The sequence below is a fragment of the Streptomyces sp. NPDC051218 genome (genome assembly GCF_044455475.1).
Lineage (GTDB): Bacteria > Actinomycetota > Actinomycetes > Streptomycetales > Streptomycetaceae > Streptomyces.
In genome coordinates this window covers 1-18,862 of the sequence record NZ_JBITEU010000009.1, presented here as the reverse complement: position 1 = coordinate 18,862, position 18,862 = coordinate 1, and the positions used below count along the sequence as shown (strand labels likewise).

The following is an 18,862-nucleotide window of genomic DNA, read 5'->3' as shown; positions in this document are numbered from 1 at the left end:
GTGCTTCGCCGTAGTAGTGGTCGGCGCGGCCGCCACTACCGCCTAGCAGCCGCAGGACCCGTGCTGTCGGCCTTCTCGTACAGTTCTTCCACCACCCCCGCGTATCGCTCCGTCACCGCACGCCTGCGTACCTTCAGGCTCGGTGTCAGCAGGCCGTCCTCCACCGTGAAGTCCTCGTCCAGGAGGGCGAAATCGCGGATGCGGGCCGGGTGCGAGACGCCCGCGTTCACCTCGTCCACCACCTCCTGGACGAGAGCGCGGACGCGCGGGTCCCGGGAGGGTGGGTCCGTCAGTGTTACGCCCTCGCGTCCCGCCCAGGCGGTGACCTCCTCCGCGTCCAGGGTGATCAGGGCCACCGGATAGGGACGCTTGTCGCCCACCATCACCGCGCGCGACACGAACCGCGAGCGCTGGACGGCCAGTTCACTGAGGGACGGGGTGAGGTTCTTGCCGCCGGAGGTGATGATCAGGTCCTTCTTGCGGCCGGTGACACTGAGGTAGCCCTCGGCGTCGACGGCGCCCAGGTCGCCGGTGTGCAGCCAGCCCTCCTCGTCCAGGGCGTCGCGGGTCGCGTCCGCGTCGGCGTGGTAGCCGGGGAAGACCATCTCGCCCCGGGCCAGGATCTCGCCGTCCTCCGCGATACGGACCTCGCAGCCTTCGACGGGACGGCCGACCGTCCCGTAGCGGACCGCGCCGGGGTGGTTGAGGCTGATGACACCGGCCGACTCGGTCATCCCGTAACCCTCGTAGACCGCGATCCCGCAGGCCCGCAGGAAGTCGATGACGTGCGGCGCGATGGGCGCGCCGCCGGTCAGCGCCCACCGGACGCGCCCTCCCAGCGCCTGCCGGACCAGCCCGTAGAGGGCCTTGTCCGCTGCCTCGTACGCGTCCTGGAGCGCGGGCGGCAGGGCTCCGTCCGCCGCGAGGACCCCGATCCGTACCGCCTCCTCGAACCGCTCGCGGCCTCCCTCCTGGGACTCCGCGAGGGAGAGGACCACGGAGTACACCTTCTCGAACAGGCGCGGCACGGACGGCAGATGCGTCGGCCTCGCCTCGGCCAGCTCACCGACGACGTCCTCGATCTTCCCGCCGAAGAAGCACAGTTCGCCGCCCTGGATGAGCGTCGTGAACTCGATGAGCTGGGCGAGGAGATGGGCGAGCGGGAGGTAGAGGTACGTGGAGTCGCCCGGTCCGCCCTGGATCAGCGGGAGCGTGGCGGACTGGACGGCGCCCAGGTTGCCGTGCGTGAGGAGGCAGCCCTTGGGCAGGCCGGTGGTGCCGGAGGTGTAGATGATGGTGGCCAGGTCGGCGGGGGTTCGGGCCCCGGCGCGATCCAACAGGGCGTCCGGAGCGGTTGGTTCGGGGGCGCGCTGCCCGTCGGCGACTCGCTCCCCCACCGCGAACTCCGTCATGAGCAGCACGTGCCGTACGCCCGGCAGCCGTGGCCGCAGGCGTTCGATCTTCGCCGCCTGTGCGGTGTTCTCGCAGATCACCACCGAGGTGCCGGAGTCCCCGATGACCCACTCGACCTCCTCGTCACCGGCCGTCGGGTAGACGGGGACGACGACCGCGCCCGCCGCGAAGACCGCGAAGTGGGCGTAGGTCCACTCGGGGCGGGTCTCGGCCAGGATAGCCACGCGGTCGTCCGGGCGGACGCCGAGCGCGATCAGCTCACTCCCGACATCCCGTACGCGCGTGCGCAGTTGCTCGTACGAGACCTCCTCCCACCCCCCGCCTCCGGACTTGAACCGGAGGGCGGGCTGCTTGCCGTGGCGGTCGGCCGCCCACTCGGTGAGGACGGCGAGGGTCTCGGGGCGCTCCGTCGGCTGCATGCGTACGACGCTAAGGACAGGGCGGCCCCTACCGGGATGACGGGAAACGTCAGCGGAGTTGGCCCGGAAGCTCATGAGGGATCATGGGGGCATGGAGACCACTTTCAAAGCTTCGTTCATGGTCGCCGTGGCCGTCCAGGTCGTCCTGGTCGCCGTCCTCGTCTTTCAGGTCTGGCGCAAGGAGCGGCACGGCGGTGAGCCGATCCTGGTGTTCACCGGCGGTGACGCGGTCGCCGGTGCCGCGCTGTTCGGCGGCACGATGACGCTGACGCTGCTGTTCTCCGAAGGCTGGAGCGGGATGTCGTCCGACACCCTGCTCTACGCGGTGACATTCGGCATCGTCACCGCGGGGCTCGCGACCCTCCTGCGCCGGGCCGGCAAGGGGAGGAGCGGCTACCTCGCCTTCCTCCTGCCCGTCGCCTTCGGGGTGCTCGCGGGTACGGCCGGAGTCTGACAGCCAATACGCGGCCCGCGGCCCCGCCGAGTTCGAGAAGGCGCCCGGCGGGGGATGGAAACCCCATGCCCAGCCGGACCATCACCGTCCACCACGTCCGCGCCATGCTGCACGGCGCCCGGCGGCACGGGATCGACACCGTCCCGCTGCTCCGCACCGCCCAGATTCCGCCGCTGCTCCTCGGCGACGACCGGGCCCGCATCACCGATGTCCAGTTCGCCCGCCTCTTCCGGGAGCTGTACCGCGCCACCGGCGACGAGTTCCTCGGCCTCGGCGCGGCCGTGAGCAGGCCGGGCACCTTCGCCATGATGTGCCACGCGTCCCTCGGCTGCCGTGACCTCGGCGCCGCCATGGAGCGGGGCGTCACCTTCTACGGGCTTTTCCCGGGCGGCCCCGACCTCACGCTTGAGCACCGCGAGACGGGCAGCGCCGTCTTCGCCGTACGCAACGACCTCGAACGGGACTACTTCCTCGCCGAGTGCCTCGTCATCATCTGGCACCGCCTGTGCAGCTGGCTGATAGGGCGCCGCATCCCGCTCCACTGGGCCGAGTTCGGGCATCCGCCGCCCCCGCACAAGGACGAGTACGGCCTCCTCTTCGGCTGCCCGGTCCGCTTCGGTGCGGCGCGCACGGGCGCGGGGTTCGACGAGCACTGGCTGAGCGCCCCGCTGATCCGGGACGAGGCGGCGCTCGACGGGATGCTGAACCGCGCGCCGTTCGACCTCCTCTCCCGGCGCGAGTACGGGACGACGGTCGCCGAGCAGGTACGCCGCGCCCTGGTCCGCGCGCTGCGCACCTCCCCCCGGCTGCCCTCCCTGGGCGAGATCGCCGCCCGCCTCGCGGTGAGCCCCGCGACGCTGCGCCGCCGCCTGGCCCAGGAGTCCACCTCGTACCAGCAGTTGAAGGACGCCGTGCGGCGGGACGCGGCGATCGCGGGGCTCGCCGAGGGTGCGGAGCCCATCGCCGATCTCGCCGCGCGGCTCGGATTCTCCGAGGACACGGCCTTCCTCCGGGCGTTCCGGCGGTGGACGGGGACGACGCCGGGCGCCTACCGCTACGAGCACGCCTGCCGCTATGAGAACCGGGGTCAACAAAGCTGAGCGCTCCCGCCAGCACCGGACTTACCCGCGAGTCACTACGGTCGTCGCCTGAACGCCCCAGCCACTGGACGCAGTTGGGAGAGCCGCAATGCCCGTTCGTACCCGCGCAAGAACCCGCGCAAGAGCCCGCGCACGAGCCCTGGCCGTGGTGGCCGCGCTCGGCCTCTCGGTCATCACCCCGGTGACGGCGCAGGCCGCACCGGCCGAGGCCGACGCCCCCGGCGACATCGTCAGCTCCGCACCCAGCAGCTTCCATCCCCTCCCCGGCCAGCCGACCAACACCAAGGCCTGGAAGGTCAACTACCGTTCGACGACGGCGAAGGGCGAGCCGAACACCGTCTCCGGCACGGTCATCGTGCCGCAGGACGGCAGGAAGGGGCCCCGCCCCCTCATCACGTACGCCGTCGGGACGATCGGCATGGGTGACCACTGCGCCCCGAGCGCCGGCTTCCCCAAGGGGACGGCCGTCGAAGCCAACCTCATCCAGCAACTCACCCTGCGCGGCTGGGCGGTCGCCGTCACCGACTACGAAGGCCTCGGCACCCCCGGCGACCACACCTACACGGTCGGCAAGGCCGAGGGGCAGGCCATGCTCGACGCCGCCCGCGCCGCGATCCGGCTCCCGGAGGCGGGGCTAGGCGAGGACACCCCGGTCGGCATCATGGGCTACTCGCAGGGCGGGCAGGCCTCCAGCTGGGCGGCCGAGCTGCACGGTTCGTACGCCCCCGACCTGGAGGTCAAGGGCACGGCGACCGGTGGCGTCCCCGGCGACCTGCGGAAGGTCGCGGACTTCAACGACGGTTCGTACGGCTCGGGCTTGATCTTCATGGCGGCGATCGGCCAGGACGCGGCCTTCCCCGAGCTGAATCTGGAGTCGTATCTGAACCCGGCGGGCAAGAAGCTGGTCGGCGCGCTGCGCAACAGCTGCGTGGCGGACGGGGCCGTGCTCGGCGCCTTCAAGAAGATCTCCGCCATGACGGTGAAGAACCCCCTCGACCAGCCGGACTGGCAGCAGCGCCTGCGCGAGTCGACGGTCGGCACACGGGCTCCGGCCGCGCCGGTCTACCAGTACCACGCGCTCGCCGACGAGCTGATCCCGTACGGCGTGGGCAAGCAGGTCCGCAAGGACTGGTGCGCCAAGGGCGCGAACGTGGAGTGGCACACGGTGCCGCTGGGCGAGCACGTCTCCGGGGTGATCACGCAGTCGCCGTTGGCGGCGAAGTGGCTGGCGGACCGCTTCGCGGGCAAGCCCGCGCGGGGCAACTGCCAGTAGGCGACGTGGTGAGCGGTGGTGTGGCGGGCAGCCGCCCGCCACACCACCGTCCGCTCAAGCCGCCGTCCGCTCAGGCCGCCGTCCGTTCAGGCCGCCGTCCGCTCCACCGGAATCCACAGCTCCGCGTCCGCCCGCGTCCCGTCGTCCGAAAGGCGGGTCCGCAGGATCTCGGGCCCCGGCCTGCTCCGGTACGGATTCGACGGGAACCACTGCGTGAACACGTCCCGCCAGAGATTCTGGAGCGTCTGCGGGAACGGCCCCGCGCTCTCGAAGACGGCCCACGCCCCTGCGGGGACGGCAAGGACCTCCATGTCGTCGGGCACGGCCGCGCTCGTCACCACACCGTGCCAGTAGTCGAGTTCGGTCCCCTCGGCGCGGCTCGCGTGCAGGTCGTCGCTCACCGAGACGATCCCCTGCGGCCCCTCCCCGTCCTGCTCCGACAGGCTCTCGATGCGCCGCAGCGTCTCCCGCCCGAGCCCCCGGATGAACTCGGCGATGGCAGGGTTCACGCCCTCGTGCACGAGCGGAACGCGCGCCTTCCTGCCGACCACCCGGAACTCGTCCCTGTCCACAACCCGGTACCGCATACTGCTGCTCCCTTCCACGACGAGGCGGAAGGACATCCGGGGCTGGGACCGCAGCGTCGCGCCGTCCCGCCGTGCCTCGCCCGGCCCGACCCCATGCATCTGGCGGAACGCCCGCGCGAAGGCCTCCCCCGACGAGTAGCCGTACCGCACGGCCACGTCCAGGAGCGACCGCTCCCCGGCAAGCACCTCGGCGCCCGCCACGGTCAGCCGCCTGCGCCGGATGTACTCCGACAGCGGCATCCCCGCCAGCGCGGAGAACATCCGCCGGAAGTGGTACTCCGACGTCACCGCCGCCCGCGCCAGCTCCGCCACCTCGATCCGCTGATCGAGGTGGGCCTCGATGTGCTCCATGGCCTGGTTGAGCCGCTCAAGCACGCCGGACTCCTTCTCTTTCACACGTTCACGTTAGGAAGGTCCCACCCTGCCTGACCCGACATCCTGTGCCCGGTCCGGTCGGGTGCCCCAGCGGCCGAGAATCCGCAGCTCGGCCCAGACCGTCTTGCCGACCCGCCGCTCCGCAACGCCCCACGTCGCGGCCGTCGCCTCGACCAGCCGCAGCCCCCGGCCCGTCTCCGCCTCCGGGTCCGGCGGGCGCAGCTGCGGGATGCGGTCGCCGCGCGCGTCCGACACCTCGATACGCAGCGTGCGCTCCGCCTCCGCGTAGAAGAGCCGGAGCTCGAAGTCCCTTCCGGGTACGTGGCCGTGCGTGACGGCGTTGGCCGCCAGCTCGGCGGTGATGTGCGCTGCCGCGTCGGAGAGTTCACTTCCGTGCGGGATGCCCCAGGCTTCCAGCTGGTGGGCGGTGAGGCGGCGGGCAAGGCGGGCGCCTCTGCGGGTGGCGCTCAGCCGCTGCGCGAACTGCATTTGGGGGGTGGAGATTTGGGATTCCATGTCACTGAGCGTGGTCGGTTCGTTCTACGCTGACCAGGTACGACGCCGCGACGGAGCGTAGCTGTACGGCTGCCCTGTGCTGTCTGTCGGGTCGTCGGCCGTGACCATTGGGACGCACGCGAAGGCGGTACGGGGCATGGCGAACACGGAACCTGAAGAGCGGCGCCCGGAGCGGCCCGCCGAGGAGGACGGCACGGCCCATCTCTTCCGGGCCGTCGGCAAACAGATCAAGGTGCTGCGCATCCGGGCAGGCCTGAGCCAGAAGGAACTCGCCGCGCGTACGCATTGCGGCGAGGACCTGATCTCCGCGATGGAGCGCGGAGTTCGCACTCCGCAGCCGGAGTTCCTCGACCTGGCGGACCCGTTGCTGGGGGCGGACGGGGTACTGATCGCGGCGATCGATGACGTACGGGAGGCGCAGAAGAAGTCGCGTACGCGGCATCCGGACTGGTACCGGGGGTACGCGAAGCTGGAGGCGGAGGCGGTTGAGCTGCACTTCTACGCCAACCAGGGCGTGCCCGGCCTACTCCAGACCGAAGATTACGCGCGGGCGGTCTTCTCCCATCGGCGTCCGCTGCTGGATGAGGAGACCATCGAGAGGCGGGTCGCCGACCGGCTGGCTCGACAGCAGATCTTCGAGCGTTGGCCGTCCCCCGCCTTCAGTTACGTGTTGGAGGAAGTCGTCCTGCGACGCCCCATCGGGGGGCCAACCGTCCATGAGGGTCAGCTTCAGCAGCTCCTGCGTCTCGGCCGGAAGCGAACTGTGGCGATCCAGGTTCTGCCGACTGATCGTAAGGAACACCCCAACATGGACGGGGCGTTCAACCTGGTGACTCCCAAGGGGCATCAGCAAGTGGCGTACACGGAGGTCCAGGGGTACCCCCGCCTGATCACTGATCAGGAAGAGGTCCGACTCATCGTCGACCGCTATGGGATCATGCGCGCACTGGCTCTCAACCCGTGGGAGTCCCTGGCACTGGTCGAGAAGATTCTGGGGGAGCAATGAACACCGCAACACTCGCCTGGTTCAAGTCCAGCCACAGCGGCGGCGCGGGAGGCGAATGCCTCGAAGTCGCCTACGCCTGGCACAAGTCCAGCCACAGCGGTGGCGAAGGCGGCGAATGCGTAGAGGTGGCCCCCTGTCCGCAGGCCATCCACGTACGCGACTCCAAGAACCCCGAAGGCCCCAACTTCGCGGTCAAGCCCACCGCATGGACCGCCTTCATTGCGCAGACTGCCGGCCGGCCCACCCCCTGAACCCCCGCGGCTCCCCGTACCAGCGCCACGACGTGCGCCGCTCCTGTCCCGGCAGCTCTCCCCGTCCCGTCGCCCACAGCAGCGTCGGCCAGGGTTCATCGCCGGCGGGGGCGTCGGGGAACAGGCGGTGGAGTACCCGGGCGCACACGTCGGCGGGCGGGGCCCAGTCGAGGCCCAGGCCTTCGGCGAGGTCGTACGTGTGGACGAGGGTCTCCACAGCCCCCATCGCGGCGAAGCCCTCCGGGTCGGACACCCCGAAGCCGTGGTGGGAACGGGTCTCCGGGGGTGCCGTGCGGGCCATGGCGATCAACAGGGCCCCGCTCGCCTCAAGGACCTGGAGCAGCCCGGCGGGGCCCGCCGCCCGGTCCGCGTGGATGGCGTTGGCGGGCCCTCCGGGCCTGCGGGCCTCCCAGACGAAGGGCACCTCGCCCTCCAAGGGTGGCTGCCGCGGGCCGAGTTGGGCGGCGTACGCGAAGAGATCGTCAGCGAGGTGCTCCACGGTCTCCCAGCAGTCCCACTCCAGCGTCCCCGCCTTGCCGTCCCAGGCGGCCGGGGGCGCGTCGCGGAGGGTGGCGAGGGCTAGCTGCACGACCCGGTCCAGGTCATCGGGGGTTACGGGGCCGGGGACGGCGGCATCTTGTTCGGCTTCTCGGCGCATAGAGGTGGACGGTAGTCGTGGCCGGGCCCGCCCGCATGGGATTTCGCGCGCGCCCGGCGGGCGGGGCGGGTCCAGGCGGGTCAGATCAAGCCGAGGCGCTAGTCCTCCTCGTCCGCCCCGCACGAGCTGCCGTTCCTCGGCATCTCCCCGTACAGCAGGAACCCGTCCACCTTGTCCCGCACGCACTTCGAACCGGCGTAACCGGTGTGCCCGTCGCCCTTGTTGTCCAGGACGACCGCCGCCGAGCCGAGCCGCTCCGCGGTCTCCTCGGTCCAGCGGTACGGCGTTGCCGGGTCGCCCCGGGTGCCGACGAGGAGGAAATCGGGGCTCTTCACGTCGCGTACGTCATCGCGGATGTAGGTGGTGCCCGGAGGGCGGCCGTAGCAGAACAGCACCGGTGTCAGCATCGACTGCCCGAAGATCGCGGACGTCGCCTCGAACTCCTCCTGGAGCTTGCCGACCTCCTTCTCCAGGTGGTCGGCGTCGGGCCGGTCCGGGTCGTCCGCGCAGTTCACGGCCATGAGTGCGGCGGCCATGTTGTCGGCGGGAACGTCCTCGGGTGCCCGCCCGCGCACACCCGCGAGCCCGCTGCCGGGATGCTGGTGCGCCAGGGACCCGCTCATCCGCAGCAGCGCCCTGGGGTCCCCGTCGGCCAGCAGCGCGCCGAGTGCCTGCGAGAGCGCGGGCCACGACTGCCTGCTGTAGAGCGCCTGACCGAGTACGTCGACGACGTCCTGGCCGGTGAACTCCGCGCCGTCCGACGACTGGAGCGGATACGTGTCGAGACCCTTGATCAGCTCCGACATGTTGTCGCGTGCCGCGCGCGAGTCGGTGCCGAGCACGCAACCCGCGTTGTCCGTACACCAGTTGATGAAGTTGTCGAGGGCGGTCTGCCGGCCTTCCGCGCTCGCGAGGGCCTGCTCCGCGACATCCTCGGTCAGCGTGTCCACGCCGTCGAGGACCATCCGTCCGACGTTCTTCGGGAACTGGGCGGTGTACACGGCACCGAGCCGTGTCCCGTACGAGAATCCGAGGTAGTTGAGCTTCTTGTCGCCGAGTACCTGGCGCATGACGTCCATGTCGCGCGAGACGTTGACGGTGCCTATGTAGGGGAGGACGGGGCCCGACTTCTTCTTGCACGCCTCGGCGATCTTGCGCATCTCGTCGAGCACGGCACCGGGGTCGTCGGAGTCCTCCGCCATCTGCGGCTCCTCGGCACCGACGTCCCCGCAGCTGACGGGTGAGCTCTCGCCCACGCCACGGGGGTCGAAGGAGACCACGTCATATCCCTTGCCGAGATACTCGAACTCCTTCTGCGAACTGAGCAGCCCGGACACGCCCGCGCCGCCGGGACCCCCGAAGTTGAGCAGGAGGGACCCTCGGGGCTCGCCGCTGGACTTCATGCGGACCATGGCCAGCTTGAGCGTGCCGCGCCCCGGATTCGCGTAGTCGAGGGGGACGGTGATCTTGCCGCACTGGATGCTCTTGTCCTTGGGGACGGTGGTGGCGTCGGTCTCGGACATGAGACCAGCCCCGTCGTCCTCGCAGGGTCCCCATTTGATCTTCTGCGCGTAGAACCGGGAGAGGTCCGGCGATGGCTTGGGCTCCGCCTCCGCGCTCTCGCCCGGCAGCGAGGCTTCCGAGCCCGGCAGCCAGGCCCCTGTCCCCATGACGGCCAGCGCTGTCACGCCGGCGAGTGCAACAGCTCCACGCACGGCAACCTCCCTGGGTCTGCCCCTCGCTCACCCTAAGCGCGGGTCGGCGGCCCCGCCCGTTCAGGTGACAGTGAGTGACGATGGCTACCGTGCGTGTCCGCTACCGTGCGTGGCCGTAGAGCCCCTCGATCTCCGCCGCGAAGTCGCGCTCGATGGCGTCCCGCTTCAGCTTCAGGGAGGGGGTCAGATGGCCGCTCTCCTCGGTGAAGTCCACGGGCAGGACGGCGAACCGCCGGATGGACTCGGCCCGCGACACGAGCTTGTTGGCCTCGTCGACGGCGCGCTGCAGGGTCTCGCGCAGGTCGGGGTCGTCCACCAGACCGGGGCCCGTGTGCGCCTTCTTCTTCATGCGGCACCAGTGCGCGATGCCGTCCGCCTCCAGGGTGAGCAGGGCGGTGATGTAGGGCCGGTCGTCGCCGACGACCATGCACTGGCCGACCAGCGGGTGGGCACGCAGCCAGTCCTCCAGCGGGGCGGGCGCCACGTTCTTGCCGCCGGTGGTGATGAGGATGTCCTTCTTGCGGCCGGTGATGGACAGATAGCCGTCGGCGTCGAGGGCGCCGATGTCCCCGGTCGCGAACCACTCCCCCCGCGCGGGCACCGCGCGCCCGGCCTGCCCGTCCCAGTAGCCGCCGAAGACCTGCCCGCCGGCGAGCAGCACCTCGCCGTCGTCCGCGATCCGCACGCGCGTGCCCGGCAGCGGCCAGCCCACCGTGCCGAGCTTCGGCTTCAGGGGCGGGGTGACGGTCGCCGCCGCGGTGGTCTCGGTCAGCCCGTACCCCTCGAAGATCTCGATGCCGGCTCCCGCGTAGAACGCGGCGAGGCGGCGCCCCAGCGGTGAGCCGCCGCAGATCGCGTATCGCACCTTGCCGCCGAGGGCCGCGCGGATCCGCCGGTAGACGAGCGGGTCGTACAGGGCGCGGGCCAGGCGCAGCCCGAAGGCGGGCCCGGGGCCCGTGCCGTGCTGCTCCGCCTCGATCGCCTCGCCGTAGCGCACGGCGATGCGGGCCGCGCGGTCGAAGGACGAGGCGCGGCCCATCTTCTCGGCGGTGGCACGTCCGGTGTTGAAGACCTTCTCCAGGACGTACGGGATGGCGAGCAGGAAGGTCGGCTTGAACCCGCCCAGGTCCCCCAGCAGATCCTCGGTCTGGATGCTGGGCGCGTGCCCGAGCCGCACCCGGGCGCGCAGACAGCCAACGGCGACCATGCGTCCGAAGACGTGCGAGAGCGGCAGGAAGAGCAGGGTGGACGCGGGCTCTTTGCTGACGGACTTGAAGACGGGGTGGAGCAGTTCGATGGCGTTGTCGACTTCGGCGAAGAAGTTGCCGTGGGTCAGGACGCAGCCCTTCGGGCGTCCGGTGGTGCCGGAGGTATAGATGAGGGTGGCCACGGAGCCGGGCCCCAACCCGGCCCGCCTGCGCGCCACTTCCTCCTCCTCGACGCCCGCCTGCCGCCCCAGCTCGGCGAGCCTCCCCAGGTCCCCCTTCTCGAAGGTCCACAGGTGCTTCAAGTCAGGCATCCGGTCCCGCTCGGGTCCGAGCGAGGCGGCGAGCGCCGAGGTCTCGACGGCGAGGGCGACCGCTCCGGAGTCCTGGAGTATCCACCGGGTCTGATAGGCGGAGGAGGTCGGATACACGGGCACGGTCACCAGCCCGGCCGCCCACCCCGCGAAGTCGAGCAGCGTCCACTCGTACGTCGTACGCGCCATGATGGCGAGCCGGTCCCCCGGGGCGAGCCCCTCGGCGATCAACCCCTTGGCCACGGCGCGGACTTCAGCGGCAAAGTCCGCGGCGGACACGTCCCGCCACCGACCGTCGCCACCCTTGCGCGAGAGCACGGCTTCGGCGGGAGCCTCACGGGCGTTGTCGAAGGGGATGTCGGCAAGGGACCCACTGCGGACGGCGTCCGCGAACGCCGGCACGGAAACTTCGCGTACGGCGCCGTCGAGGTGACGGAGGTGGGGTTCCACGAGGGCGGGGGGAGGGGTGACGGGGCTGGGGGGCATGGGTGGCGGCTCCTTGCGGGGTCAGGGGGACGGGGAGGGACTTCGGCCGGCAGAGGCGACTCACGCCCGCTCCAGGATCGCCGTCACCCCCTGTCCGCCCGCGGCGCAGATGGAGATCAATCCGCGGCCAGGCCCGCCCCGTTCGGCGAGGAGCTTCGCCAAGGTGGCGACGATCCGCGCGCCGGTGGCGGCGAACGGATGGCCCGTGGCGAGCGAGGAGCCGGCGACGTTGAGCCGCTCCCGGTCCACGACGCCGAGCCCCCGCTTCTCCCAGGCGGCCAACGTGGCGAGCACCTGCGAGGCGAACGCCTCGTGGATCTCGACGAAGTCGAAGTCCGCGAGCCCGAGCCCCGCCCGCTCCAGCATCCGCGGCACGGCGTAGGCGGGCGCCATCAACAGCCCGTCGTCGCCGCCCGCGACATCACCGCCCACGAAGTCGACGGCGGCGCTCTCGTACGCGCTGAGGTAGGCGAGCGGTTCGAGTCCGCGCGCTCCGGCCCACTCCTCACTGGCGAGCAGGGCGACGGCGGCGCCATCGGTCAGCGGGGTGGAATTCCCGGCGGTCATCGTGGGGTTGGGCCCCTGCACGCCGAAGACGGGCCGCAGCTTCGCCAGCTTCTCGACGCTCGACCCGGGCCGCAGATTCTGGTCCCGGTCGAGCCCACGGAACGGCACGACGAGCCCGTCGAGGAACCCCCTGTCGTACGCGGCGGCGAGCCGCTGGTGGCTGGCGGCGGCGAGTTCGTCCTGCGCCTCGCGCGTGATCCCCCACGCCTGGGCGGTCACGGCGGCGTGCTCGCCCATCGAAAGCCCGGTGCGGGGCTCCGCGTTGCGCGGGATGTCCGGTACGAGATGCGAGGGCCGCACGCGGGCGAGCGCCTTGACCCGCCCGCCTGCGGACTTCGCGCGGCGGGCGGACAGGAGGATCTTCCGCAGGGAGTCGTTGACGCCGAGCGGGGCGTCGCTCGCGGTGTCGGCTCCGCCCGCGACGGCGGACTCCGTCTGCCCCAGCGTGATCTTGTTGGCGGCGGCGATGACGGCTTGCAGCCCGGTGCCGCAGGCCTGCTGGATGTCGTACGCGGGGGTCGTGGGCGCGAGGCGCGAGCCGATGACGGTCTCGCGGGCGAGGTTGAAGTCCCGGCTGTGCTTGAGGACGGCGCCGGCAACGAACTCGCCGATCACACCATCGCCCTCAAGCCCGTACCGCTCCACGAGGCCATCCAGTGCGGCGGTCAGCATCTCCTGATTGGACGCGGTGGCGTACGGGCCGTCGGAGCGCGCGAAGGGGATGCGGCTGCCGCCGATGACCGCCACGCGGCGGGTGGTGGGCAGTTTCATGTCTCGACCAGCTCCTGACCCTTGAGTAACCTTACTCTGAAGTAAATTTACGACCGAGCTGGGAGTTGGACAATGGCCGACCGCTATCTGAACTTCACGGGCACCGCACCCGGCCGCTTCCTCACCCGCAGGCTCGGCCTGCCGCAGCCGTCGGCGCTGCGCCGCTGGAGCAAGGAACACCCCACTCTCAAGGGCGAGTTGCTGGCGCTACGGGCGGGCGACGAGGCGTCCGCCCTGCCGGACCTGGCCTCGGTCCTGAAGCGGACGAACCTCCAATTGGCACCGGAATCCGCACGCCCGACGGCGGTGGTACTGGACGCGACGGGCATTCGCGACACCCCGTCCCTCGCCCTCGTGCACGCGGAGCTGCACCCCGTGGTGCGCTCGGTGGCGGAGAACGGCCGGGTGGTGGTGCTCGGCGCCCCTGTCTCGGCCTCGGACCACCACCAGGCGGCGGCGCAACAGGCGTTGGAGGGTTTCGTACGCTCCCTGGGCAAGGAGCTCGGCGGGGGCCGCACGGCGACGCTGGTCCGCACGCGGTCGGCGGTGGGGGCGGAGTCGACGCTGCGGTTCCTGCTGTCGCCGGGGTCGGCGTATGTCAGCGGCCAGGTGATCGAGGTGGGGGAGGCGGAGCCGGCCGCGTGCGACGGGGACCGCCCGCTGTCCGGGCGCACGGCACTTGTCACCGGGGCGGCGCGGGGGATCGGCGAGGCGGTGGCGGGGGTGCTCGCGCGGGAGGGTGCGCGGGTGGTCGTACTCGATGTGCCGTCCGCGCAGGCGGATTTGGTACGGGTGGCCGACCGGCTCGGCGGTACCGCGCTGCCGCTGGACATCACGGCGGACGACGCCGGGGAACGCATCGCTTCGGCGCTGGCGCCCGGCGGTGTGGACATCCTCGTCCACAACGCGGGGATCACGAGGGACCGCAGGCTGGCCAACATGCCTGCGGAGCGCTGGGACCCGGTCCTGGACGTGAACCTGACGAGCGTGCTGCGTACGACGGACGCGTTGCTCACGTCCGGGACGTTGAACCGGGGTGGGAGTGTGGTGGCCACGGCGTCGATCGCCGGGATCGCGGGGAATGCGGGCCAGACGAACTATGCCGCGAGCAAGGCGGGGATCATCGGGCTCGTCCGGGGGCTCGCGCCGGGGGCGTTCGCGGAGTACGGGGTGCGGGTGAACGCGGTGGCCCCCGGGTTCATCGAGACGAAGATGACGGCGGCGGTCCCTCTCTTCATCCGCGAGGCGGGCCGCAGGATGAACTCTCTCGGGCAGGGGGGACTCCCGGTGGACGTGGCGGAAACCACGGCGTGGCTGTGCTCCCCGGCGTCAACGGCGGTGAACGGTCAGGTGATACGGGTCTGTGGCCAGAGTCTGCTCGGTTCGTAGCCCTCGGCGAAACGGCCCCGAGCCGCCCCCTGCGGCGTCGCCGCGGCCTGGGGGCCCTCCCCGCCTACCGCCACGTGCCCCGCATCCGCCCCACCCCCCGAACAGGCCTTCCCCACCCACCCGCCCGATCACCCCGCAGCCACCCCTGAACGAACAAGCTTTCCCGCCCACCCACCCGATTACCCCGCATCCGCCTCATGCCGAACAAGCCTTTCCCGCCCACCCGCCCGATTGCCCCGCAGCGACCGGCGAATCGTCGCAGTCGGCAGCGCGCGGGAGGGGACGTGCCGGTATGTCTGCCCGGAGCACGGTTCGCGGCGCTCCGGAGCCGAAGCAGCAGCTCGGCCACCGGACGATAGCGAGGACGGACATACCGGCGCGGCCCCGCACCCGAGGGCGGGCCAGTTCCGAAGTCGCACGCACCCGCGCGCGAGGGGACGTGCCGGTATGTCTGCCCGGAGCACGGCTCGCGGCACTCCGGAGCCGAAGCAACCCAACGGCCACCGGACGATAGCGAGGACGGACATACCGGCGCGGCCCCGCACCACAACCGCACCAGAAGCGCAGCCGCACGCCCCCGCAGCCACCCACCCCCGAAAGGACCCCCCATGCTCGCCCCCCAGCTCCTCCGTGGTGCGATCCTCTCTCCCCTCAAGCGGGCCCCGTTCGACGCCCCGCTCCCCGACTCGCGGCCCGCGGTCAGTGAGCTGCGGGTCGATGTCGAGCAGCTCGATGCCTACTCGCGGCTCTGCGGGTTCCCCACCCCCGGGACGGGCCACGGTCACCGCGTCCTGCCCCTCACCTACCCCCACGTCCTCGCCTTCCCCCTGGCCATGCGCCTCATGACCACCCGCGCCTTCCCGCTCCCGCTCCTCGGCCTCGTCCACACCTCCATCGAGATCGAGCAGCGCCGCGCCCTCACCACCGACGAAAGCCTCGAACTCCGCGTGCACGCCAGCAAGTTGGCGCCCCATCGCCGCGGCACCGAAGCCACCCTCGTCACCGAAGCACGCGTCGACGGCGCCGCCGTGTGGACCTCCAGCAGCACCTACCTGGCCCGGCATCGCACCACCACCGCACCGGCCACCCCCCGCGCGAGCAAGGACGAAGCGCTTCCCGCCCTCGGCGAGTGGACCCTCCCCCGCGACCTCGGCCGCCGCTACGGCGCCGTCTCAGGTGACCGCAACCCCATCCACCTGTACCCCCTCACCGCCCGCCTCCTCGGCTTCCCCCGCGCCATCGCCCACGGCATGTGGACCGCGGCCCGCTGCCTCGCGGAGCGAGGCTCGACCGAAGCCTCCCACGCCGCCCACGCCGCCGTCGAGTTCAAGGCACCCGTACTGCTCCCCAGCACAGTCACCTACGCCGCCGAAGGCCCCGCCTTCCAGCTCCGCGACCCGGCCACCGGCGCGCTCCACCTCAGCGGAACCCTCCGCTGATCCGCTGACCGCTACCGCTGCCGCTCCCGCTACGGCACCCACCTCCGCCCCTCCATCAACTCCCCCAGCCCCGCCCACGCGAAGTTCATCAGCGTCGCCGCAGCCTCCTTCGCCGACACCGAAGGGTCCCCGTTCGCCCAACCGGCGAGCGACTCCGCCGCCCCCACCAACGCCTGGGCGAGACCCGCCACTTCACGCTCCGCGAGCTCCGGCTTCCGGTGCACCTCCCGTGCCGCCTCCGCGATCAGCGACGTCACGAACGCCACGATCTCCTCGCGCATCACCGTGACTTCGGCAGCGAACGGCTCCCCCTGCGTCCGCGCCTGCTGATGCAGGACCACCCACGCGTCGGGCCGCTCCGCGGTATGTGTGAAGAAGGCCCGCAGGCCGGCCCACAACTGCCGGTCGGCAGGCGCACCGCCACTCACCCCGCCCCGCACCGCCGCGACCAACGCCGCGGCCTCCCGCCGGATGCACGCTGTGAACAGCTCTTCCTTGGAGTTCAGGTACAGATACACCAGCGGCTTCGAAACCCCCGCGACCTCCGCGATCTCGTCCATGGAGGCCGCCCGGTACCCCCGCTGCCCGAAGATCCGTACGGCGGCATCCAGCATCTGCTGCTCCCGCACGGCCCGCGGCATCCGCTTCCCCACCACGTCACCCACCCCCCCTTCTCCACACCCGTGCACACCCCTGTGCACAGAAGAGCCCAGCCTACGATCAGCCCCACCCGTGGCACCGCCAAGCGGCACCACACGGCGCCACCAACCTTGCGCATGGCACCACCGTGGTGCCATGATGACGTCATGGACCTCACGCCGTACGTCGACTCCCTCCGCCGCGAACTCGCGGTGGCCGCCGAAGCCGGCGGGGAGAATGCCCGCGAGCTGGCCGAGCGCCTCACCGCCCCGCTGGAGTCGGCGACCCGATTGACCATGCTCAACGTACTTTCCGCCGCGATGGACGAGATCACCCTCGATCTCGCCCCCGGCTCGGTCGACGTACGGCTGCGCGGGCTCGACCCCGACTTCGTGGTGACACTGCCGCCCACCGACAGCGGCACCTCGGCGGAGCCTGTCGCCTCCTACGAACCCCCCAGGACGCAGGTTCCCGCGGAAGGCGACGACGGCGGCACCGCCCGAGTGAACCTGCGCCTGCCCGCCCACCTCAAGGCCCGCGCCGAGGAGGCCGCCACCCGCGAGGGCCTCTCGGTCAACGCCTGGCTGATCCGCGCCGTGTCGGCCGCGGTCGACGGCGGCGGGACCCGGCCCCGTACACCGGAGAGGACCGAGACCGTCGGACAGAGCATCACGGGCTGGGTGCGCTAGCCACGCCCCCGCGCCACCTCTCCCACCACGTCACCCACACCACGTCCCACCAGCGGGGACGCCGCAAGGACCCAAGAGGACGGGACAGCCATGCCTTCTTTCGACACTCCAGAAGCGATCTCGGTCGCGGCGCACGTAGGGGCCGGTTCCATCCGGTTCACCGCCGGCGACCGGTCCGACACCCTCGTCGAGGTCGCGGCCCAGACCCCGGAGAGCAACAAGGACGTACGGGCCGCCGAGCAGACCGAGGTCACGTACGCGAGCGGCGTTCTGCACATCAGGACGAAGGAGCGTCTCGTGATCGGCCCGACCGGTGCCGTCGACGTGACGGTCGAACTGCCCACGGGCTCACACGTCGAGGTGGGCGGTTCCTGGACCCAGGTGCTCGGCGAGGGCAGGCTCGGCAAGGTCCGCGTGAAGTCCTCGGGAGGTGACGTCCGCCTCGACACGACCGGGCCGGTCCACCTGACCGTCTCCCACGGCTCGATCATCGTCGACCGTGTCGAGGGCGCGGCGGAGATCGCCACCAGCTCCGGCAGCATCCGCATCGGCGTCGTCGAGGGCCCCGCCGTGCTGAAGAACTCGCACGGCACCACCACCGTCGGCGCCGCGACCGGCGACCTGCGGGTGAGCGGTTCCAACGGCGCCATCGAGATCGCGCGCGCCGAGGGCTCCGTCACCGCGACCAACGCATACGGCGCCCTGCGCGTCGCCGAAGCCGTCCGCGGCACCGTCCAGTTGGAGACCAACTACGGCGCCATCGAGGTCGGCATCCGCAACGGCACGGCCGCCTGGCTCGACGTCAGCTCCGGCAAGGGGAAGGTGCGCAACTTGCTCTCCTCGTCCGAGAGCCCGGAGGAGGCCGAGGACACCGTGAAGGTCCGCGCCCGCACCCGGCACGGAAACATCGACATCGTCCGCGCCAAGGGCTGACACCTCTCCCGGCAGGCCCGGCCGCAACTCACCTACTCCCCCAGCCACTTCACCCCTCGAACGGGAGGGCTCCATGCCTTCATCTGTCATGTCCACATCCAGCCAAAGCGGTGGTCCGCAGTCGCCCGCCGCCGTCTCCACCCTCGGTCTGCGCAAGTCGTACGGCGACAAGGTCGTACTCGACGGCATCGACCTGCACATCCCGGCAGGGTCGGTGTTCGCGCTGCTCGGCCCGAACGGCGCGGGCAAGACCACCGCCGTGAAGATCCTCTCCACGCTCATCACCGCCGACGGCGGCCAGGCCCAGGTCGCGGGCCACGACATCACCACCTCACCGGACGGGGTGCGTGCCGCGATCGGTGTCACCGGCCAATTCTCCGCCGTGGACGGCCTGATCACCGGCGAGGAGAACATGCTCCTCATGGCCGACCTGCACCACCTCCCCAAACGGGAAGGCCGCCGGGTCACCGCCGAACTCCTTCAGCGCTTCGACCTCACCGAGGCCGCCAAGAAGCCCGCCTCCACCTACTCCGGCGGCATGAAGCGCCGCCTCGACATCGCCATGACCCTGGTCGGCAGCCCGCGGATCATCTTCCTCGACGAACCCACCACCGGCCTCGACCCCCGCTCCCGGCACAACATGTGGGCCATCATCCGCGAACT

18 protein-coding genes are annotated in these 18,862 nt (G+C 71.3%); 10 read left to right on the top strand and 8 right to left on the bottom strand.

Going from position 1 to position 18,862, the window contains the following annotated elements; all coding sequences use genetic code 11:
- Positions 1-35: 35 nt before the first annotated feature.
- The gene (locus ACIBCK_RS25815; RefSeq protein ID WP_399394001.1) at positions 36-1,832 is read right to left on the bottom strand and encodes an AMP-dependent synthetase/ligase; all 1,797 of its coding nucleotides are present in this window, start codon (positions 1,830-1,832) and stop codon (positions 36-38) included.
- 91 nt (positions 1,833-1,923) lie between these two features.
- Here ACIBCK_RS25815 and ACIBCK_RS25810 point away from each other — a divergent pair, with 91 nt between their 5' ends.
- From ACIBCK_RS25810 to ACIBCK_RS25800, 3 genes are all read left to right on the top strand, one after another.
- Positions 1,924-2,286 carry a hypothetical protein gene (locus ACIBCK_RS25810; protein WP_399394000.1) on the top strand — a complete coding sequence of 121 codons (363 nt, stop codon included), beginning with the start codon at positions 1,924-1,926 and terminating at the stop codon, positions 2,284-2,286.
- Between the two features lie 65 nt (positions 2,287-2,351).
- The gene (locus ACIBCK_RS25805) at positions 2,352-3,386 is read left to right on the top strand and encodes an AraC family transcriptional regulator (RefSeq protein ID WP_399393998.1); all 1,035 of its coding nucleotides are present in this window, start codon (positions 2,352-2,354) and stop codon (positions 3,384-3,386) included.
- Positions 3,387-3,474: 88 nt separating this feature from the next.
- Positions 3,475-4,659, top strand: a complete 1,185-nt coding sequence (locus ACIBCK_RS25800) for a lipase family protein (protein ID WP_399393997.1) — start codon at positions 3,475-3,477, stop codon at positions 4,657-4,659.
- A gap of 86 nt (positions 4,660-4,745) precedes the next feature.
- Here ACIBCK_RS25800 and ACIBCK_RS25795 read toward each other — a convergent pair whose 3' ends face one another.
- Together ACIBCK_RS25795 and ACIBCK_RS25790 are read right to left on the bottom strand one after the other, a co-directional pair.
- Positions 4,746-5,621, bottom strand: coding sequence for a GyrI-like domain-containing protein (locus ACIBCK_RS25795; RefSeq protein ID WP_399394598.1), 876 nt, complete (start codon positions 5,619-5,621; stop codon positions 4,746-4,748).
- Positions 5,622-5,651: 30 nt separating this feature from the next.
- Positions 5,652-6,137 carry an ATP-binding protein gene (locus ACIBCK_RS25790; protein WP_399393995.1) on the bottom strand — a complete coding sequence of 162 codons (486 nt, stop codon included), beginning with the start codon at positions 6,135-6,137 and terminating at the stop codon, positions 5,652-5,654.
- A 136-nt stretch (positions 6,138-6,273) separates the two neighbouring features.
- Here ACIBCK_RS25790 and ACIBCK_RS25785 point away from each other — a divergent pair, with 136 nt between their 5' ends.
- Complete coding sequence (locus ACIBCK_RS25785; RefSeq protein WP_399393993.1) at positions 6,274-7,143, top strand: Scr1 family TA system antitoxin-like transcriptional regulator; 870 nt, start codon at positions 6,274-6,276, stop codon at positions 7,141-7,143.
- Positions 7,140-7,394, top strand: a complete 255-nt coding sequence (locus ACIBCK_RS25780; protein WP_399393991.1) for a DUF397 domain-containing protein — start codon at positions 7,140-7,142, stop codon at positions 7,392-7,394. The genes ACIBCK_RS25785 and ACIBCK_RS25780 overlap by 4 nt, the downstream gene beginning before the upstream one ends.
- On the opposite strand, the gene ACIBCK_RS25775 is transcribed toward ACIBCK_RS25780, so the two are convergent.
- The 4 genes from ACIBCK_RS25775 to ACIBCK_RS25760 form a co-directional block, all read right to left on the bottom strand.
- On the bottom strand, positions 7,360-8,052 hold the full coding sequence (locus ACIBCK_RS25775; protein WP_399393990.1) for a maleylpyruvate isomerase N-terminal domain-containing protein: 693 nt from the start codon (positions 8,050-8,052) through the stop codon (positions 7,360-7,362). The two genes, ACIBCK_RS25780 and ACIBCK_RS25775, sit on opposite strands and share 35 nt — an antisense overlap.
- 98 nt (positions 8,053-8,150) lie before the next feature.
- Positions 8,151-9,722 carry an alpha/beta hydrolase gene (locus ACIBCK_RS25770; RefSeq protein ID WP_399394597.1) on the bottom strand — a complete coding sequence of 524 codons (1,572 nt, stop codon included), beginning with the start codon at positions 9,720-9,722 and terminating at the stop codon, positions 8,151-8,153.
- A 145-nt stretch (positions 9,723-9,867) separates the two neighbouring features.
- Entirely contained in the window at positions 9,868-11,772 is a 1,905-nt protein-coding gene (locus tag ACIBCK_RS25765) for an AMP-dependent synthetase/ligase (protein WP_399393988.1), read from the bottom strand.
- Positions 11,773-11,832: 60 nt separating this feature from the next.
- The gene (locus ACIBCK_RS25760) at positions 11,833-13,110 is read right to left on the bottom strand and encodes an acetyl-CoA C-acetyltransferase (RefSeq protein WP_399393987.1); all 1,278 of its coding nucleotides are present in this window, start codon (positions 13,108-13,110) and stop codon (positions 11,833-11,835) included.
- Positions 13,111-13,182: 72 nt separating this feature from the next.
- Here ACIBCK_RS25760 and ACIBCK_RS25755 point away from each other — a divergent pair, with 72 nt between their 5' ends.
- The gene (locus ACIBCK_RS25755) at positions 13,183-14,499 is read left to right on the top strand and encodes a 3-oxoacyl-ACP reductase (protein ID WP_399393986.1); all 1,317 of its coding nucleotides are present in this window, start codon (positions 13,183-13,185) and stop codon (positions 14,497-14,499) included.
- Between the two features lie 608 nt (positions 14,500-15,107).
- Positions 15,108-15,938, top strand: coding sequence for a MaoC family dehydratase (locus ACIBCK_RS25750; RefSeq protein ID WP_399393984.1), 831 nt, complete (start codon positions 15,108-15,110; stop codon positions 15,936-15,938).
- Positions 15,939-15,967: 29 nt separating this feature from the next.
- On the opposite strand, the gene ACIBCK_RS25745 is transcribed toward ACIBCK_RS25750, so the two are convergent.
- On the bottom strand, positions 15,968-16,603 hold the full coding sequence (locus ACIBCK_RS25745) for a TetR/AcrR family transcriptional regulator (RefSeq protein WP_399393982.1): 636 nt from the start codon (positions 16,601-16,603) through the stop codon (positions 15,968-15,970).
- Positions 16,604-16,744: 141 nt separating this feature from the next.
- Here ACIBCK_RS25745 and ACIBCK_RS25740 point away from each other — a divergent pair, with 141 nt between their 5' ends.
- The 3 genes from ACIBCK_RS25740 to ACIBCK_RS25730 form a co-directional block, all read left to right on the top strand.
- On the top strand, positions 16,745-17,266 hold the full coding sequence (locus ACIBCK_RS25740) for a toxin-antitoxin system HicB family antitoxin (RefSeq protein ID WP_399393980.1): 522 nt from the start codon (positions 16,745-16,747) through the stop codon (positions 17,264-17,266).
- Positions 17,267-17,356: 90 nt separating this feature from the next.
- Positions 17,357-18,199 (top strand): DUF4097 family beta strand repeat-containing protein, encoded by an 843-nt coding sequence (locus ACIBCK_RS25735; RefSeq protein ID WP_399393978.1) that lies wholly within the window; start codon positions 17,357-17,359, stop codon positions 18,197-18,199.
- An 88-nt stretch (positions 18,200-18,287) separates the two neighbouring features.
- Positions 18,288-18,862 (top strand): ABC transporter ATP-binding protein (locus tag ACIBCK_RS25730; protein ID WP_399394595.1); only part of this gene is annotated, 575 nt, incomplete at its 3' end.

Excerpts from the sequence above, each read along its gene's own strand:
- ACIBCK_RS25815 (WP_399394001.1), bottom strand. The coding sequence starts at position 1,832 with ATGCAGCCGACGGAGCGCCCCGAGACCCTCGCCGTCCTCACCGAGTGG.
- ACIBCK_RS25810 (WP_399394000.1), top strand. The coding sequence starts at position 1,924 with ATGGAGACCACTTTCAAAGCTTCGTTCATGGTCGCCGTGGCCGTCCAG.
- ACIBCK_RS25805 (WP_399393998.1), top strand. The coding sequence starts at position 2,352 with ATGCCCAGCCGGACCATCACCGTCCACCACGTCCGCGCCATGCTGCAC.
- ACIBCK_RS25800 (WP_399393997.1), top strand. The coding sequence starts at position 3,475 with ATGCCCGTTCGTACCCGCGCAAGAACCCGCGCAAGAGCCCGCGCACGA.
- ACIBCK_RS25790 (WP_399393995.1), bottom strand. The coding sequence starts at position 6,137 with ATGGAATCCCAAATCTCCACCCCCCAAATGCAGTTCGCGCAGCGGCTG.
- ACIBCK_RS25785 (WP_399393993.1), top strand. The coding sequence starts at position 6,274 with ATGGCGAACACGGAACCTGAAGAGCGGCGCCCGGAGCGGCCCGCCGAG.
- ACIBCK_RS25780 (WP_399393991.1), top strand. The coding sequence starts at position 7,140 with ATGAACACCGCAACACTCGCCTGGTTCAAGTCCAGCCACAGCGGCGGC.
- ACIBCK_RS25775 (WP_399393990.1), bottom strand. The coding sequence starts at position 8,052 with ATGCGCCGAGAAGCCGAACAAGATGCCGCCGTCCCCGGCCCCGTAACC.
- ACIBCK_RS25770 (WP_399394597.1), bottom strand. The coding sequence starts at position 9,722 with ATGGGGACAGGGGCCTGGCTGCCGGGCTCGGAAGCCTCGCTGCCGGGC.
- ACIBCK_RS25765 (WP_399393988.1), bottom strand. The coding sequence starts at position 11,772 with ATGCCCCCCAGCCCCGTCACCCCTCCCCCCGCCCTCGTGGAACCCCAC.
- ACIBCK_RS25760 (WP_399393987.1), bottom strand. The coding sequence starts at position 13,110 with ATGAAACTGCCCACCACCCGCCGCGTGGCGGTCATCGGCGGCAGCCGC.
- ACIBCK_RS25755 (WP_399393986.1), top strand. The coding sequence starts at position 13,183 with ATGGCCGACCGCTATCTGAACTTCACGGGCACCGCACCCGGCCGCTTC.
- ACIBCK_RS25750 (WP_399393984.1), top strand. The coding sequence starts at position 15,108 with ATGCTCGCCCCCCAGCTCCTCCGTGGTGCGATCCTCTCTCCCCTCAAG.
- ACIBCK_RS25740 (WP_399393980.1), top strand. The coding sequence starts at position 16,745 with ATGGACCTCACGCCGTACGTCGACTCCCTCCGCCGCGAACTCGCGGTG.
- ACIBCK_RS25735 (WP_399393978.1), top strand. The coding sequence starts at position 17,357 with ATGCCTTCTTTCGACACTCCAGAAGCGATCTCGGTCGCGGCGCACGTA.